General features: G+C 68.4%; 15 protein-coding genes and 2 tRNA genes. 8 read left to right on the top strand and 9 right to left on the bottom strand.

Annotated elements, in window-relative coordinates:
- The first annotated feature begins 227 nt into the window (after positions 1-227).
- Positions 228-482 carry a DUF3073 domain-containing protein gene (locus OG538_RS17135; protein WP_266780548.1) on the top strand — a complete coding sequence of 85 codons (255 nt, stop codon included), beginning with the start codon at positions 228-230 and terminating at the stop codon, positions 480-482.
- 222 nt (positions 483-704) lie between these two features.
- Here the strand turns inward: OG538_RS17135 and purM are convergent, their stop codons facing one another.
- Positions 705-1,778 (bottom strand): phosphoribosylformylglycinamidine cyclo-ligase, encoded by a 1,074-nt coding sequence (purM, locus tag OG538_RS17140; protein ID WP_406094521.1) that lies wholly within the window; start codon positions 1,776-1,778, stop codon positions 705-707.
- A gap of 60 nt (positions 1,779-1,838) precedes the next feature.
- Positions 1,839-3,365 carry an amidophosphoribosyltransferase gene (gene purF, locus OG538_RS17145; protein WP_406094523.1) on the bottom strand — a complete coding sequence of 509 codons (1,527 nt, stop codon included), beginning with the start codon at positions 3,363-3,365 and terminating at the stop codon, positions 1,839-1,841.
- 731 nt (positions 3,366-4,096) lie between these two features.
- On the opposite strand from purF, the gene OG538_RS17150 reads away from it, so the two are divergent.
- Together OG538_RS17150 and OG538_RS17155 are read left to right on the top strand one after the other, a co-directional pair.
- Positions 4,097-4,189 carry a putative leader peptide gene (locus OG538_RS17150; protein ID WP_365397685.1) on the top strand — a complete coding sequence of 31 codons (93 nt, stop codon included), beginning with the start codon at positions 4,097-4,099 and terminating at the stop codon, positions 4,187-4,189.
- 571 nt (positions 4,190-4,760) lie between these two features.
- On the top strand, positions 4,761-6,200 hold the full coding sequence (locus OG538_RS17155) for a sulfatase (RefSeq protein WP_406094525.1): 1,440 nt from the start codon (positions 4,761-4,763) through the stop codon (positions 6,198-6,200).
- A gap of 443 nt (positions 6,201-6,643) precedes the next feature.
- On the opposite strand, the gene OG538_RS17160 is transcribed toward OG538_RS17155, so the two are convergent.
- The 7 genes from OG538_RS17160 to purS all read right to left on the bottom strand — a co-directional run bounded on the left by OG538_RS17160 (position 6,644) and on the right by purS (position 13,915).
- On the bottom strand, positions 6,644-7,444 hold the full coding sequence (locus OG538_RS17160; RefSeq protein ID WP_406094527.1) for a sterol carrier family protein: 801 nt from the start codon (positions 7,442-7,444) through the stop codon (positions 6,644-6,646).
- A 115-nt stretch (positions 7,445-7,559) separates the two neighbouring features.
- Positions 7,560-8,198: a TetR/AcrR family transcriptional regulator gene (locus OG538_RS17165; RefSeq protein WP_406094529.1), complete on the bottom strand. Its 639-nt coding sequence runs from the start codon at positions 8,196-8,198 to the stop codon at positions 7,560-7,562.
- A gap of 744 nt (positions 8,199-8,942) precedes the next feature.
- Positions 8,943-9,857: a M23 family metallopeptidase gene (locus tag OG538_RS17170; protein WP_406094531.1), complete on the bottom strand. Its 915-nt coding sequence runs from the start codon at positions 9,855-9,857 to the stop codon at positions 8,943-8,945.
- A 157-nt stretch (positions 9,858-10,014) separates the two neighbouring features.
- Positions 10,015-10,575 carry a helix-turn-helix domain-containing protein gene (locus OG538_RS17175; protein WP_406094533.1) on the bottom strand — a complete coding sequence of 187 codons (561 nt, stop codon included), beginning with the start codon at positions 10,573-10,575 and terminating at the stop codon, positions 10,015-10,017.
- A gap of 156 nt (positions 10,576-10,731) precedes the next feature.
- Positions 10,732-12,981: a phosphoribosylformylglycinamidine synthase subunit PurL gene (gene purL, locus OG538_RS17180; protein WP_406094535.1), complete on the bottom strand. Its 2,250-nt coding sequence runs from the start codon at positions 12,979-12,981 to the stop codon at positions 10,732-10,734.
- Entirely contained in the window at positions 12,978-13,658 is a 681-nt protein-coding gene (purQ, locus tag OG538_RS17185; RefSeq protein ID WP_406094537.1) for a phosphoribosylformylglycinamidine synthase subunit PurQ, read from the bottom strand. Before purQ ends, purL begins: the two co-directional genes overlap by 4 nt.
- Entirely contained in the window at positions 13,655-13,915 is a 261-nt protein-coding gene (gene purS / locus OG538_RS17190) for a phosphoribosylformylglycinamidine synthase subunit PurS (RefSeq protein WP_030929711.1), read from the bottom strand. The genes purQ and purS overlap by 4 nt, the downstream gene beginning before the upstream one ends.
- A 383-nt stretch (positions 13,916-14,298) precedes the next feature.
- Between purS and OG538_RS17195 the strand changes: the two genes are divergently transcribed.
- The 5 genes from OG538_RS17195 (at position 14,299) to OG538_RS17215 (ending at position 16,937) form a co-directional block, all read left to right on the top strand.
- Positions 14,299-14,634 carry an Lsr2 family protein gene (locus OG538_RS17195; RefSeq protein WP_219568703.1) on the top strand — a complete coding sequence of 112 codons (336 nt, stop codon included), beginning with the start codon at positions 14,299-14,301 and terminating at the stop codon, positions 14,632-14,634.
- Between the two features lie 165 nt (positions 14,635-14,799).
- Positions 14,800-14,871, top strand: a tRNA-Gly gene (locus tag OG538_RS17200).
- A gap of 80 nt (positions 14,872-14,951) precedes the next feature.
- A tRNA-Gly gene (locus OG538_RS17205) sits at positions 14,952-15,024 on the top strand.
- Positions 15,025-15,186: 162 nt separating this feature from the next.
- Positions 15,187-16,131 (top strand): ABC transporter ATP-binding protein, encoded by a 945-nt coding sequence (locus OG538_RS17210; protein ID WP_406094539.1) that lies wholly within the window; start codon positions 15,187-15,189, stop codon positions 16,129-16,131.
- Positions 16,128-16,937 carry an ABC transporter permease gene (locus OG538_RS17215; protein ID WP_406094541.1) on the top strand — a complete coding sequence of 270 codons (810 nt, stop codon included), beginning with the start codon at positions 16,128-16,130 and terminating at the stop codon, positions 16,935-16,937. The genes OG538_RS17210 and OG538_RS17215 overlap by 4 nt, the downstream gene beginning before the upstream one ends.
- The last annotated feature ends 10 nt before the right edge of the window (positions 16,938-16,947 follow it).

A 16,947-nucleotide genomic window follows, 5' to 3' on the forward strand; every position in this document is an offset into this window, starting at 1 on the left:
CGGGTCGCATGCCAATATGAGGTTAAAATCGCAGTTGACCAGCGAGGACAAAGCTCCTCGCGGGTCTCTTCCGGGGCACGTGATGCGGGCGGCGTACCGTATGGCCGCGGAAGCAGGTACCGTTAAAGCACTACAGGCACGGTCTCTCTGCCGAGAGTCCGTTCTGAAACATGAACGCGTGTCAAGACTCTGGGGCCGTCGAGCCCCGTCACCGAGGGGGTCGAGCCATGGGGCGCGGCCGGGCAAAGGCCAAGCAGACCAAGGTCGCCCGTCAGCTGAAGTACAGCAGCGGCGGGACTGACCTGTCGCGTCTGGCCAATGAGCTGGGCGCATCACCTTCGAGTCAACCACCGAACGCAGAACCGTTCGAGGACGACGACGAGGAAGATGACCCGTACGCACAGTACGCGGATCAGTACAACGACGATGACGAGGACGAGGACGACCAGTCCGGTCCGTCGTCACAGCGCCGCGGCGCTTGACCTCGCGCTGACACATCAACCCGGTCCGGGCCTGCCCCGGACCGGGTTCTGTGCTGTCCCGGGAAGGTTCTGCGCTGACCCCGCCCGTAGCGGGGGTTGTCCTGGGCAACCACGGGCCCGGTCGTCACGCGCATGGTGTCGGGCCGGCTCCGACCCGTCGGGGTCGTGGCATGCGGACGGGCCTTCGCGGCCCGTCCGCATGTCTGTGCGTCCTGGGCGCGCTCAGCGCGCGTAACCACCCACGAGCTCCGCGCCCGTAGTGTGGGCACCGCGATCGGTGATCTCGCCCGCGACCCAGGAGTCGACGCCGCGGTCGGCCAGCGTCGTCAGGGCCGCGTCCACCGATTCGGCGGGGACGATCGCGATCATGCCGACGCCCATGTTGAGCGTCTTCTCCAGCTCCAGCTGCTCGACCTGGCCTGCCTTGCCGACGAGGTCGAAGACCGCTCCCGGCGTCCAGGTGGAGCGGTCCACCGTCGCGTGCAGGGAGTCCGGGATGACCCGGGCCAGGTTGTTGGCCAGACCGCCGCCGGTGACGTGGCTGAAGCCGTGCACCTCGGTCGTACGGGTCAGTGCCAGGCAGTCCAGGGAGTAGATCCGGGTGGGCTCCAGGAGCTCCTCCCCGAGCGTCCGGCCGAACTCCTCGACCTCGCGGTCCAGCGTCCAGCCGGCCCGGTCGAAGACGACGTGGCGGACGAGCGAGTACCCGTTGGAGTGAAGACCGGACGATGCCATCGCGATGACGGCGTCACCCTTGCGAATACGGTCCGGGCCCAGCAGCCGGTCGGCCTCGACCACGCCCGTACCGGCGCCGGCGACATCGAAGTCGTCCGCACCGAGCAGGCCGGGGTGTTCGGCGGTCTCGCCGCCGACCAGGGCGCAGCCGGCCAGCACACAGCCTTCGGCGATGCCCTTCACGATGGCTGCGACACGCTCGGGGTGCACCTTGCCGACACAGATGTAGTCGGTCATGAAGAGCGGCTCGGCACCGCAGACGACGAGGTCGTCCACGACCATGCCGACGAGGTCGTGTCCGATGGTGTCGTACACGCCCATCTGTCGGGCGAGGTCGACCTTCGTGCCGACGCCGTCGGTGGCGGAGGCGAGCAGCGGACGCTCGTAGCGCTTGAGGGCCGAGGCGTCGAAGAGTCCGGCGAAGCCGCCGAGGCCTCCGAGGCCCGCGACCTCGGGACGCTGCGTCTTCTTCACCCACTCCTTCATCAGCTCTACGGCGCGGTCGCCGGCCTCGATGTCGACGCCCGCTGCCGCGTAGGAAGCACCTGTTGTCTCAGACATTGCCTGGGATCTTTCGTGTGGAAATACGGGGCTGGGGGGAAGGCTGCCGAGCGGTCCGGGTCACGGACGGCGCAGCGCGTCGGCCGCGGCGGTCGCCGCAGGGCCTGCCGCCAGCTCGGTCTCCAGCAGCTGCTTGCCGAGCAGCTCCGGGTCCGGCAGCTCCATCGGGTACTCGCCGTCGAAGCAGGCGCGGCACAGATTCGGCTTGTCGATCGTCGTCGCCTCGATCATCGCGTCGATCGAGATGTACGAGAGCGAGTCGGCCCCCATCGACGTGGCGATCTCGTCGACGGTCATGCCGTTGGCGATCAGCTCGGCGCGGGTGGCGAAGTCGATACCGAAGAAGCAGGGCCACTTCACCGGCGGGGACGAGATCCGGATGTGGATCTCGGCGGCACCGGCCTCGCGGAGCATCCGGACGAGTGCGCGCTGGGTGTTGCCGCGGACGATCGAGTCGTCGACGACCACCAGTCGCTTGCCCTTGATGACTTCCTTGAGCGGGTTCAGCTTGAGGCGGATGCCCAGCTGCCGGATGGTCTGGGACGGCTGGATGAAAGTCCGGCCGACGTAGGCGTTCTTCACCAGTCCGGCGCCGAACGGAATGCCGCTGGCCTCCGCGTAACCGATGGCGGCGGGGGTGCCCGATTCCGGTGTCGCTATGACCAGATCGGCCTCGACCGGGGCCTCGGCTGCCAGCCTGCGGCCCATCTCGACCCGGGAGAGGTAGACGTTGCGCCCGGCGATGTCGGTGTCGGGGCGAGCCAGGTAGACGTACTCGAAGACACAGCCCTTGGGCTTCGCTTCTGCGAAGCGAGAGGTGCGCAGACCGTTCTCGTCGATGGCGACGAGCTCGCCCGGCTCGATCTCGCGGACGAAGCTGGCACCGCAGATATCCAGGGCGGCGGACTCGGATGCCACCACCCAGCCGCGCTCCAGCCGGCCGAGGACCAGCGGGCGGATGCCCTGCGGGTCACGGGCCGCGTAGAGGGTGTGCTCGTCCATGAAGACGAGGGAGAAGGCGCCCCGCACGTCGGGAAGCACCTTGGTGGCCGCCTCCTCGATGGTGAGCGGCTTGCCGTCATCGTCGGTCTGGCCGGCGAGCAGAGCGGTCACCAGGTCGGTGTCGTTGGTCGCTGCGACCTGGGTGGCACGACCGTCCTTGCGCGGAAGGTCGGCGACCATCTCGGCAAGCTGGGCCGTGTTGACCAGGTTGCCGTTGTGACCCAGGGCGATCGAGCCGTGCGCGGTCGCACGGAACGTCGGCTGCGCGTTCTCCCACACCGAGGCACCGGTGGTGGAGTAGCGGGCATGACCGACCGCGATATGGCCCTGGAGCGATCCCAGAGACGTTTCGTCGAAGACCTGCGAGACCAGTCCCATGTCCTTGAAGACCAGGATCTGGGACCCGTTGCTCACTGCGATGCCCGCGGACTCCTGTCCACGGTGCTGCAGGGCATACAGTCCGAAATAGGTGAGCTTGGCGACCTCTTCACCCGGAGCCCAGACACCGAAGACGCCACAAGCGTCCTGGGGGCCTTTCTCTCCGGGGAGCAGGTCGTGGTTGAGTCGTCCATCACCACGAGGCACGCCACCGAGTGTAGGCGAGATCGACCACTGGTCCGAATTGGCGACCCCTCGCCGGAGCGGGCGAGGAGCAACCCCTCGCCCCCTTCCGGAGCCGCACCGGACGGTGACACGGAGTGATCATCGGGTGATGGCGACCGGACGGCCGCAACCGCCTCGGGGCAGTCGCCGCCGGGATCAACGGCGGGTTACCGACGAGTTCCAGCCACCCGCCCGCCGCACTTCCGGACCCGTCCGTGGCGCTCAGTGAGGTGCCTCGGCCCGGACTCCCACGAGCCCCCGAACGCTCGTTTCGTGGTGAGCCTCACACCGCGCGGTGGCCACGAGGACCGGTATGCGGCTTCTCGTAATGCCTGAGACCGCGCCGCCGGGCCGGTGGGTGACGCCCGAGGCCTCGCCGCCGGGCCGGTCGGTGACGCCCGAGCGGAACCGGCGGGCCGGACGGTGACATCCGGGCGTACAGCCGGGACGCCTGAGGCCTCGCCGCCGGGCTGGTTGGTGACGTCCGAGCAGAACCGGCGGGCCGGACGGTGACGCCCGAGCGGAACCGGCGGGCCGGACGGTGACATCCGGGCGTACAGCCGGGACGCCTGAGGCCTCGCCGCCGGGCTGGTTGGTGACGTCCGAGCAGAACCGCCGCGCCGCTCAATGCCACCCGAGCAGAACCGCGGGGACCGTCCGAAGCGCGAGACCGGCGTTGACAGGCGCATGTCTCGTTGGCAGGCTCCTGCCCCATGCAGCCCCTCGGTGACCGCACGGTCACGCTCGTGGAGCGCCGTCACGTCGATCTGGGACGTGTTTCGAGCGCCCTCTGTCGCCGCGCCTGAATCCTTCGGCGCACGCGCGGGTTCCGCTGCTCCCCTCCCCTCCGCCTCGGCCCTTTCTGAAGCCACCCGGTCCCGTCGTCCGACGCGACCTCCCGGCCGCTCAGTGACGCTGCGGTTCCTCGCGTGCACTGCTCGCCCCACACTTCGTGCATCGCGCGTGCCTGTTGCGCCTCATGTCGTACGTGCGCGGAGGTTGCACCTGCCCTTCCTGCTGCGGCTGCGGCTCTGGTCGCGGCTGCGCCTTGGGTCGCGGCTGCGTCTTCGGTCGTAACTGCGCCTTGGGTCGCGGCTGCATCTCTTGCACCGCGCGTAGCTGTGGGACCTCCCGGGCCACCCGCGCCCGGGGCGTCGCGCGGGCATCCGTAGATGTCGGGCTTATCAGGCTTTCGGGGCACGTCCGTGCGGCCGGCCTGCCCTGGCTGTTGAACCCGTCCTGCTGGGAGCGGCTGCCCCCCGCCTCCCCTCCTTGCCCTACCTCAACCTGTCTCGCCCAGTCCCGAACCGACTTTTCTGTCCCGTTCTGCCCTGTCCTGCCCTGCCCTGTCCTGTCCTGTCCTGTCCTGGAGTAGCCATGTCCGACCTTGATCCGAACAGCAATTCCCAGAGCAATTCCCTGACGCGACGCGCCTTCGGCACCGCTGTCGGAGCCACGGCAGCCGCCGCCGCGGTGGGGCTGCCCGCCACCACCGCCTCGGCCGCACCGGCGCACGAGCAGCCCTTCCGCGCGGCCCGGGGCCGGCACTCCCGGCGGCCCAACATCCTCTTCATCCTCGGGGACGACCTCGGCTGGGCCGACCTCTCCTCGTACGGCTCGCCGGATATCCGCACACCGAACCTGGACCGGCTCGGACGGCAGGGCGTGCGATTCACCGATGCCTACGCCGGGTCCGCGACCTGCTCGCCGACCCGGTTCAGCCTGTACACCGGCCGCTATCCGGGTCGCACGAAGGGTGGCCTCGCCGAACCCATCGCAGACCGGTCGGTCGGTCTCGACCCCACCCACCCGACCCTCGCCTCGCTGCTGCGCGGTGCCGGGTACGCGACCGCGCTCATCGGGAAGTGGCACTGCGGCTATCTGCCGGACTACAGCCCGACCAAGTCGGGCTGGGACGAGTTCTTCGGCAACTTCGGCGGGGCGCTGGAGTACTACTCGAAGCTCGGTCTCGGCGGGGAGTACGACCTCTACGAGGGCGATGCCGAGTACAAGGACCTGCGGTACTACACCCGGATCCTCACCGAGCGGGCCAGCGAGTACGTACAGCGCGACCGCGACCGCGAGACGCCATGGCTGCTGAACCTCAACTTCACCACTCCTCACTGGCCCTGGATAGCCGAGGGCGACACGGCGGAGAGCGCCGAGATCGTACGGAAGATCAAGGAGGGCGGCCTCGGTGGACTGTTCCATGCGGACGGGGGGTCGGTCGCCAAGTACAAGGAGATGGTCGAGGATCTGGACCGGTCGGTCGGCGAGGTGCTGAAGGCACTGAAGCAGTCCGGCCAGGAGGAGGACACACTGGTGTTCTTCGCCAGCGACAACGGCGGCGAGCGCTTCTCCTACCAGTGGCCACTCTCCGGCAACAAGAGTTCCCTCCAGGAGGGCGGCATCCGGGTCCCGGCCGTGCTGCGTTGGCCGGCCAGGATCGACCCGGGGCAGGTGAGCGACCTGCCACTGTTCTCGCCCGACTGGACGGCGTCACTCCTGGAGCTGGGCGGGGCCCGGCCCGACCCGGCATATCCGCTGGACGGCGTCAGCCTGGCCGGATACCTGCTGCGTGGCGAGCGCCCGAAGGAACGCGATCTGTTCTGGCGGGTGCGCGGGGAGCGCGCCCTGCGCCGTGGTGAGTGGAAGTACTACCGGGGCAGGAGTGGGGCGGATCAGCTCTTCAACCTGGCGCAGGACCAGCGGGAGCAGGCCGACCGGGCTGCCGCCGAGCCGGAACTGCTGGCCGAACTGCGGGCTGCCTGGGAGCGGACGGATGCCGGCCTGTTGCCGTATCCGAAGGCGTCCTGACGTCCTACCCCTGCTGCCGCTCCTCCTCGTCCCGAGCCGAGGCCGCGAGTCCCTTGCCGCAGCACGGCGAGGGACAGTGCGCGAGGAGCCATCCCGTAAACCGTCCACCTGCCGCGGAGCTCATCGCGCAGGGCGTGCGGGGCGTACGGGGCATACGGGATTGCGGGGCCTGCAGAGGTGCGGGGGGGGCCTGCGGGGATGCGGGGCGTGAAGGCCGTGCAGGTCGTGCTCAGGCCGCTGCGCAGGGCGTGCACATCTGGCGGGTGGCGACGAGGCGGCCGGACGCCGGCGCGGAACCGGCGGCCTCGCCCGTGCCCCCCGGAAGCCGTCACAGCCGAGGGGGCTACGGGCGCGGTGCCCCACAAACCGTCACAGCCGAGGTGCCCTGGGTGGGGTGCCGGGAAGCCGTCACAGCCGAGGCGACTGCGGCCGGGGGCGGCCCCTCAACCCATCAGGGGCAGCAGCGCGGCAAGGTCCGCCCGTTCACCGCTGGCGCTGACCTTGGCCGCGTCGAGTTCCCGTGCCCAGTGCGTACGTCCGGTGGCGAGCCTGATCCAGGTGAGGGCGTCGGTCTCCACGACATTGGGCGGCGTGCCGCGGGTGTGCCGCGGCCCTTGGACGCACTGGACGACCGCGAACGGCGGGACCCGCACCTCGACCGAGCCGCCCGGAGCCTTCTCCGCCAACGCGTCGGCGAGCAACCGGGTACAGGCCGCCAGCGCCTGACGGTCGTACGGGATACCAAGCCCCGTCGCCTCATTGAGGTCGTAGGTGTGGACCACGAGCTCCACAGTGCGGGTGACCAAGAAGTCCCCGAGTCGCATGGCACCGACCCTGGTGGCCAGCAATCGGTCCTCGGGAATGCCGGGCACCAGCGCCTCGAATCGATCTGCCACGTCTCCGTACAGGGCGTCCACATCGGGGTGGGCGGAGGCCAGGGCCGCGGTGTCGTCGGCGATCCGGCCGGCCCGGCCGGCTGTGGAGAACGGCCACTCGAGCAGGTTCACCTCGGGCTTGGCGAGGGCCGGTTCGGGGAGCTCCAGATTCTTGCTGACGTGCGAGAGCGCCATGGTCAGGTGGACGGCGAGCTCTCGCACGGTCCACGTGCCGAGCCCGCTGGGCATGTCCAGTTGCTCGGGCGTCAGGCTGCCTACGGCGGTGCGGACATGGGCGAACTGCGCCAGGACCGCAGTGCGGGTCCTGACCGGGTCGTAGCGGCGAGCGCGCTTCTGGGAGGGCGGCATGGACGGGAGCCTACGGCGTGCCGCAGTTCCCGGACCCACAGCACCGACGGCACCCACAGCCCCGCCAGCACATCCAGCACCTGCAGCACCTGCAGCACCTGCCTGGGCGCGCGGGTCAGGGCCGGGTCGCGAAGTCGCCCAGCCCCTTCTCGAGCAGGCCGAACGCCCGCTCTGCGAGAAGAACGGCATCCGAGGCAATGGCGTCGGCGGAATCACCGGCCAACAGCCGCCGATGATTCTCGGCGATCAGGGTGTTGCGCGTACCGATCAGCTGGGCCGCCACGATGCGCGCGACGGCCGGCTCCTCACCCTCCTCGACCAGGACGTCGATGAGCAGCTCGTCAGTGCGGGCGAAGAACGCGTAGGTCCGAGTGAGCAGGGCCGGGGTCTGCTGAATCAGTTGGAGAAGCCCCAGCGCCACCGGTGAATCGCTCATCCCCACAGCGGGATCCCGGCGCTCGATCGCGGCGAGGAACTGGCGGCGCATGCCGGCTACTGCGGACTCACCGCGGGCCCGGTCCCGCACTACCTGGGCAACGTCCCCGATGTGCTCGGCCATGGGAGCGAGGACCAAGTCCTCTTTGCTGTCGAAGTAGTTGAAGACCGTCATCTTCGACACGTCGGCTGCTTCAGCGATTTCCGCCACTGAGACCTGATCAAATCCGCGTTCGCCGAAAAGCCTTGCGGCCTCGGCCAGCAGGCGGCGTCGCGTCTGGATCTTCTTACGCTCACGCAGGCCCATGCCCTCACTCATGCCATCACTGTACCAGGATGAAATTTATTCCAAGCCTAAATATTTACTTGGTACACATTAATGAGAAGGAGTGGTGTGGCCATCGCAGCACGACGCCGAATGCGAGTTTCGCCGCGCCCGAAGGCACAACCAGCACGGCACCCGAAGCACAACGCGAAAGCCACGCGCCCAGCAGTGTCTGCCACAACTCTGCCGCAACGCCTCAGCCATGTCAGCGGCAACGCCTGCAGCCACATCCGCTCCTGCGCCTGCATCAATGCCCGGAGCCGGCCCCGGGCTCGGCCCCGGCCCCGGCCATACCGTCGGCATCGCGCCCTGCATCATCACGATCCTGCTGTCCGGGCTCAACTCGAACATCGCGCGCTCGGCAACTGCGCCCATCGTCCGCGACCGCGATCCGGCACAGGGGGGGCGAGCGGGCCCCTGGTTGATCGCCGCCTATCAACTCGCCGCGCCCGCCGCGCTCCCGCTGTAGGGATAACTGGGCTTCGCCACGCCGGAGTCCGCTTCTTCCAGACGCTCGACACCACCCTCGGCGCTTCCGTTCTCGGAACTCTGCTCAGCATGGTGTACGCAGCTCGGGGAGCCGGTGGGACGACCAGCGACATCAACCGGCTCACCAGCACGCATACCAACAGGCCGTGAGCGCCTTCATTTCCTCCCCTTCATGGGCTTCGGCTGCGCAACCACCGCAATGGTCCTGGCCCTGGTCCTGGCCATCCGGCTCCTCGGGCCTGGCAGAACTCAGAGGGCCTGAGCCACGCTCGAATCCGGAGCGTGAGGGCCGCCCGCCTGCCCCCCGGCTGTGAACGCCTCCCCGCTGGCAGGCACACCTATCCCCCGCCAGGTGAAGGGAATCCCGATCGCCACGTCGAGGTCCGGGTCGTCCATCAACTGGAAGTGCACATGGGGTTCGGTGGAATTCCCCGAGTTGCCGCACTGGGCCAACTGTTGTCCTGCCCGGACGGTCTCCCCCGCGTGCACCTGGAGTGAACCCCGCCGCAGATGGGCGTACATGGCATACGTGCCGTCTCCCAGATCGAGCACGAGGTGGTTCCCGACGATGCTCCCCGGACCGAGTACGTCCCGCACGGACGCCTCGACCAACATCAGATAGATCAACGCCGGCAAGGAATTACGGCTGAGGTGGTCGCGTTTGCCATCCGCTGCGTACACGACTGTTCCATCGGCCACCGCAAGCAACGGGGCCCCGAAGGCCGGGAAGTGGCGGTTGCGGCGGGCGACCGGCCACACACGGCGGAACTTCGGACGGGAGCGACCTCCCGCACCCTTCGGCTCATGCTCGGGCTCGGGCTCGGGCTCGGGCTCGGGCTCGGGCTCGGGCTCGGCCACTATGTCGATCGCGTACGTCTGCCCGTAGCCGTGTATCCCGTGGCTGGGCACCTTGTCCGCCGGACTGTTCAGCGCGACCCACCGCCCTGTCACGGGCAGCCCGACCTCCACTGCAGGTCGTGGGTCCGCGGCTGCCGAGCGGGCCTTACGGCCCGCCGCCAGAGCGAGCGCAATCGCGGCCGCCGCGGGTACCCAGGTCAGCCAGTAGGGGAACAACGGGCGGGCGAAGAGGCTGAGGACCACCATCACGAAGAAGATGACCCAGCAGACCCGGTACAGCACCATGACGGTTTTACGGACAGACATGACTTCCCCCTGGTAGCCGGTCTCGTCGTCGGATCGCCTCTCGGCTCGTTTCTTGGTTCGCCGTTGGGGCCGCCTTTCGATTCCTTCGGTTCGTTCCTCGGTTCGCCTCTCGGTTCATCTCTCGGTTCGAACGCCGGATTTCTGCGTATGGCGCGACTCAGGGCTTCGCAGCTGTGAGGACCACCAGTAGCGGCACCACGCGGGCAGGAGGAACCTCATATCTCCCCCGCCCCTTCATTTGCAGCCAGCCCGCACCGGTCAGCTGACGCAGATGGTGATAGATCTGCCCCGTCGTCCCGGTCTCGTCGAGAGCCGCGAGTTCTGCGGCCGTGCGCCTGCCGCGAAGGATCTCCCGGAGCAGCCGCAGCCTCACCGGGTGACCGAGCGCGGCAAGCGCTTCGGCGGTATCCGCCCAGTCGGCACCCGCAGGTGCGGGGCCGTCCGCCTCGCTCCGCACGTTCGCCTCACCTGGGTCGCCCGGGGCCAGCAGCTGCTCCGTCAGCGCGCCGTACTGCCACTCGTACCGCTCGCCCGTCGGCAGCCGTACCGCGCCCGTGTACAACACCCCGCCGTCAGCCGCCTCCGCCCCCGCGAGCTGCTGCTTCAAACCCTCCAGCGCCCAGAAATCGGCAGCCGCCGGAGGCGGGGTGAGAGGTCGCTCGCCCACAAGGGCCTCAAGTCGCCGCTCCAGCTCCGAGACCCGCTCCTCCAGTTCCATAATCAAGGATTACGTAATTACGTAATCCCCGTCAAGAGGCCATGCGAAACCAACACGCGGCGCTTCGTGCCGCCGCACCACCCCTGCACGCGCAAGCCCCCGCCCGGTCGAACCGGGCGGGGGCTTGCGCGAAGGGTGACGGATGCGCCCGTCGAGCTACGCGAGCAACGCGGGGATCGTCCCCTCGTGCGCCGTACGCAGCTCGCTCAGCGGAATGCTGAACTCGCCCTGCACCTCGATCTCCTCGCCGTCCACGACACCGATCCGGGTCACGGGCAGGCCTCGCGCCCCGCACATGTCGTTGAAGCGGAGTTCCTCGCTGCGCGGGATCGAGACGATCGCGCGTCCCGCCGACTCGGAGAACAGGAACGTGAACGCGTCCAGTCCGTCCGGAACGACCAGCCGGGCACCCTTCCCGCCGCGCAGGCAGGACTCGGTGACCGCCTGGATCAGGCCCCCGTCGGACAGGTCGTGCGCCGCGTCGATCATGCCGTCGCGGGACGCCGAGATGAGGATCTCGCCGAGCAGCTTCTCGCGGCCCAGGTCGACCTTGGGCGGCATGCCGCCGAGGTGGTTGTGGATGACCTCGGACCAGGCCGAGCCGCCGAACTCCTCGTGGGTGTCGCCGAGCAGGTAGAGGAGCTGGCCCTCTTCCTTGAAGGCGACCGGCGTACGACGCGTGACGTCGTCGATCACGCCGAGCACGGCCACGACCGGCGTCGGGTGGATCGCTGTGTCACCGGTCTGGTTGTACAGCGACACGTTGCCGCCCGTCACCGGGGTGCCCAGTTCGAGGCAGCCGTCCGCCAGGCCACGCGTGGCCTCGGCGAACTGCCACATGACGTCCGGGTCCTCGGGCGAACCGAAGTTCAGGCAGTCCGAGATGGCGAGCGGCTTGGCGCCGGAAGCGGCGACGTTGCGGTACGACTCCGCCAGCGCGAGCTGCGCACCGGTGTACGGGTCGAGCTTCGCGTACCGGCCGTTTCCGTCGGTGGCCATGGCGACACCGAGGTTGGACTCCTCGTCGATGCGGACCATGCCGGCGTCCTCCGGCATCGCAAGCACGGTGTTGCCCTGCACGAACCGGTCGTACTGGTCCGTGATCCAGGACTTCGAGGCCTGGTTCGGCGAAGAGACCAGCGCCAGCACCTGCTCGCGCAGCTCGGCGCCGTTGGCCGGACGGGCCAGCTTGCCGGCGTCGTCGGCCTGCAGCGCGTCCTGCCATGACGGGCGGGCGAACGGGCGGTGATAGGTCGGGCCCTCGTGGGCGACGGACCGCGGCGGCACGTCCACGATCTGCTCGCCGTGCCAGAAGATCTCCAGCTGGGAACCCTCGGTCACCTCACCGATCACGGTGGCGATGACGTCCCACTTCTCGCAGATCTCCAGGAAGCGGTCCACGTGCTGCGGCTCGACGATCGCGCACATGCGCTCCTGCGACTCGCTCATGAGGATCTCTTCGGGCGAGAGCGAGGAGTCACGGAGCGGCACGGTGTCCAGCTCGACGCGCATACCGCCCGAGCCCGCGGAAGCCAGCTCGGAGGTGGCACAGGAGAGCCCGGCGCCGCCGAGGTCCTGGATACCCGCGACGAGCTTCTCCTTGAAGATCTCCAGGGTGCACTCGATGAGGAGCTTCTCCTGGAACGGGTCGCCGACCTGTACCGCCGGGCGCTTGGCCGGACCGGTCGACTCGAAGGTCTCCGAGGCCAGCACCGAGACGCCGCCGATGCCGTCGCCTCCTGTACGGGCGCCGTACAGGATGACCTTGTTGCCGGGCCCGGAGGCCTGGGCGAGGTGGATGTCCTCGTGCTTCATCACACCGATGCAGCCCGCGTTGACGAGCGGGTTGCCCTGGTAGCAGGCGTCGAATACGACCTCGCCGCCGATGTTCGGCAGGCCCAGGCAGTTGCCGTAGCCGCCGATGCCCGCGACGACACCCGGGAGCACACGCTTGGTGTCGGGGTGGTCGGCCGCACCGAAGCGCAACGGGTCGACGACGGCGACCGGGCGGGCACCCATGGCGAGGATGTCGCGGACGATGCCGCCGACGCCGGTTGCCGCGCCCTGGTAGGGCTCGATGTACGAGGGGTGGTTGTGCGACTCGACCTTGAAGGTGACCGCGTAACCCTGACCGACGTCGACCACACCAGCGTTCTCGCCGATGCCGACGAGCATCGCGTCGTTGTCGGGGACCTTCTCACCGAACTGCTTGAGGTGCACCTTGCTGCTCTTGTAGGAGCAGTGCTCGGACCACATCACGGAGTACATGGCGAGCTCGGCGCCGGTGGGGCGGCGGCCCAGGATCTCGCGGACCCGGGCGTACTCGTCCTCCTTGAGGCCGAGCTCCTTCCAGGGCTGCGCGGTGTCCGGGGTTTCGGCCGCGTGCTTGACCGTGTCCAGGCTCATGCGTTGACCAGCTTCTTGATGATCGAGGTGAAGAAACCGAGGCCGTCGGTACGACCGGTGCCGATCAGCGGCTCGACAGCGTGCTCCGGGTGCGGCATCAGGCCGACGACGTTGCCCGCGGCATTGGAGATGCCGGCGATGTCGCGCAGGGAACCGTTCGGGTTGACGTCCACGTAGCGGAACGCGACGCGGCCCTCGGCCTCCAGCTCGTCGAGCGTGTGCTCGTCGGCGGTGTAGCGGCCGTCCATGTTCTTGAGCGGTACGGAGATTTCCTGGCCCGCGGAGTAGTCCGAGGTCCAGGACGTCTCCGCGTTCTCCACGCGGAGCTTCTGGTCGCGGCAGATGAAGTGCAGGTGGTTGTTGCGCAGCATCGCGCCGGGCAGCAGGTGCGCCTCGGTCAGGATCTGGAAGCCGTTGCAGATACCGAGAACCGGCATGCCCGCCTTCGCCTGCTCGATCACCGTCTCCATGACCGGCGAGAAGCGGGAGATGGATCCGGCCCGCAGATAGTCGCCGTAGGAGAAACCGCCCGCGAGGATGACCGCGTCGACCTGGTGCAGGTCCTTGTCGCGGTGCCACAGCGATACGGGTTCGGCGCCTGCGACCCGCACGGCCCGAAGGCTGTCCTGGTCGTCGAGCGTGCCCGGAAAGGTGACGACTCCGATACGAGCAGTCACTTCGACTCCTCGGCCTTCTCCACCTTCACGGTGAAGTCCTCGATCACGGTGTTGGCGAGGAACGTCTCGGCCATCTCGTGAATACGGGTGAGGGCGGCGTCATCGACCGGCCCCTCGACCTCCAGCTCGAAACGCTTTCCCTGACGTACGTCCGCGATTCCCTCGAAGCCGAGACGGGGCAGCGCACGCTGCACAGCCTGTCCCTGCGGGTCGAGAATCTCGGGCTTGAGCATGACGTCGACTACGACGCGTGCCACTGGCACTCCCGGTGTGGTGGTGTGGTGCGGCTGTTTCTCCGGGGGGTTCCCCAGACCCCCGCGGGTCCACTCAGCGTACCTGGCCAGAAATTCTACGCGGGTAGATATCGGGCGACCCAGATCACGCCGAGATATCGGCCGCGACAACAGGTGCGAAAAATCCTGCAAAAAAATCCCCACCAGCAGCACACAAAGCAGGTTGACACGCGCAGGTAATTGGGTGGGCTTCACAATGCGGCCCCCGTCGCTGTACAAATGATTACCAGGGAAAGCAACATTGCCCCTAAACGGCCGACACCGGTCGGCCCGCATCCGCGCTCACAGCCGGAAGGCCGGCATCCGCGCACGTCAGGCGTGGATGCCGTAGGAAAGGACCGATATCCGTGGCTCAGCGCGTAGTGGTCACGCTCTCCGACGACATCGACGGGGGAGCAGCGGCGGAAACGGTCACCTTCGCCCTGGACGGGAAGTCGTACGAGATCGACCTCAATCCGTCCAATGCAAAGAAACTGCGCAAGGCCCTGGCGCCCTACGTGGCAGCCGGCCGCAAGCAGACAAATGCAGGCAAGCACGGCAAGGTTCCCGTCTCGTACCGGCACACCTCGCTCGCGCCCGACCCGGCGGCCGTCCGCGCCTGGGCACGCTCGCACCGGATGGAGGTGCCGGCCAGGGGCCGGATCCCCAAGAAGGTCTACGAGGCGTTCCAGGAAGCCAGTTGACCGGGCGGGCGCTGCCGGCCGACAGGTGGGCGGGTGTCGGACCCCTCGCCACCGGCCGCCCGGACGACACCCCGCGGGAGCCGACTTGCGCGACACCCCTGCAGGTCGGCTAGAGTCTGGAGCACGCCGAGGGGCAAGGCCGAAAAGCCAAACCTCGCGCAGCGTGCGGGTGTAGTTCAGTAGTAGAACATCCCCCTTCCAGGGGGAAGGCGCAGTGTGCAATTCCTGTCACCCGCTCTGCATCGCTCTCCTCAACCACTCCGGTGGATCAGGTAGAGTAGTGCTCGCTCCACCGGTGAAAGCCGAGTGGCTGCAATGCGGACGTAGCTCAGTTGGTAGAGCGCAACCTTGCCAAGGTTGAGGTCGCCAGTTCGAACCTGGTCGTCCGCTCTTGATAGAAGGCCCTGGTCGATTTCGACCGGGGCCTTCGTCGTATTCGCTTCATGGACATATTTCTCCCCACCTCCACTCGCCTCACCCATGACGTTTGTCATGGGCAGCGGTGACAGCTCGCACTGCTCCTGGTCCCGTCCGGGGGCCAACCTTGAGTCCATGACCAGCGACGAGATTTCCCGTGACTGCGTGATCGAGGTGGACAGCGTCCGTCGCAGTTATGCGGGCGGCTTCGAGGCCGTGACCGGCGTCTCATTTTCCGTAGCGCGTGGCGAGCTGTTCGCTCTGCTCGGGACGAACGGCGCCGGCAAGACATCCACCGTCGAACTCCTGGAGGGGCTGGCCCGGCCCGACAGCGGCGCGATACAGGTGCTCGGCCACGACCCGTACGCCGATCGGGCCGCAGTCCGGCCGCGCATCGGGGTGATGCTTCAGGAGGGCGGCTTCCCGTCCGACCTGACCGCCGCCGAGACCGTGCGTATGTGGGCGGGCTGCACCAGCGGTGCCCGGCCGATCACCGAGGCGCTGGAGCTGGTGGGGCTCGGCCACCGGGCCGGGGTCCGGGTCAAGCAACTCTCCGGCGGCGAGCGGCGACGGCTCGACCTGGCGCTCGCCCTCCTCGGCCGGCCCGAGGTGCTCTTCCTCGACGAACCGACCACCGGCCTCGACGCAGAAGGGCGGCGCGCCACCTGGGAACTGGTGCGGGAGCTCAAGGAGGACGGCATCACCGTGCTGCTGACCACGCACTATCTGGAAGAGGCCGAGGCTCTCGCCGACCGACTGGCGATCATGCACCGGGGCCGGGTCGTGACCACGGGCAGTACCGCCGAGGTGACGGCCGCGCGGCCGGCCAGGATCCGCTTCGAGCTGCCCGCCGGAATCGCACCGGCTCGGCTGCCGCTCAGTCTGCACGCCGCGGCCGAGGGTCGGCGGGTCGAGATCCGTACCCACCGGCTGCAGGAGTCGCTGACCGAACTGCTGGGCTGGGCAGCGGAGTCGGATGTTGCCCTGACCGGGCTCGACGCCCGGTCAGCCTCACTCGAAGAGGCATTTCTCGATATAGCGAAGTCCGCCGCAGAGACCGAAGAGGTGACCGTGTCATGACGACCGCAACAACCACAGCACCGGCCGCAGCGATCCGGACCATGACAACGGCCCGCGGCAGGATGCTGGCCCTCGGCCGGGCCGAGATGACCCTGCTCGCCCGCAACCGCACGGCTGTCGTCGTCGCACTACTGGTCCCCTCGGCCATGATCATGGCGATGAAGTCATCGCTCGAGAAGGTGGACCTCGGCGGGACGGGGCTGACCGTGGCGGCGGCCGCGCTCACCGGCGGCATTGGAACGGTCCTGATCCAGGCCGTCTACATGAACATGGTCGCCGCCTATGTGGCGCGGCGCGAGGACCTGGTCCTCAAGCGACTGCGTACCGGCGAGGTCAGCGACGGCGAGATCCTGACCGGGACCGCGCTGCCCTCAGCAGCTCTGGCCCTCGCGCAGTCCGCGCTGATCATTTCGACCGGTGCGGCCTTCTTCGGCATCACTGCTCCACGTCGGCCCGAACTCCTCCTTGCAGGGCTGCTGCTGGCCGTTGCGCTGTTGACGCTGCTGGCCGCGGTCACCTCCATAGTGACGCGCACCGTGCAGACGGCCCAGCTCACTACGCTGCCACTGTTCCTCGTCTCGATGATGGGCTCCGGACTCTTCGTTCCGCTCGAAATCTTTCCCGACCCGCTCGCGTCAGCCTGCGAGTTCCTGCCACTGACCGGCGTGATGACGCTCGTACGGTCGGGCTGGCTGGGCGTCAACGAGGGCACTGACCTGCTCGGCGCAGCGTTGACCGGACTGGTCTGGGCAGCGCTCGCGGTGTTTGCTGTGCAGCGGTGGTTCCGCTGGGATCCCCGACGCTGAGAGAGGTTGT

Source organism: Streptomyces sp. NBC_01013 (genome assembly GCF_045162765.1).
Lineage (GTDB): Bacteria > Actinomycetota > Actinomycetes > Streptomycetales > Streptomycetaceae > Streptomyces.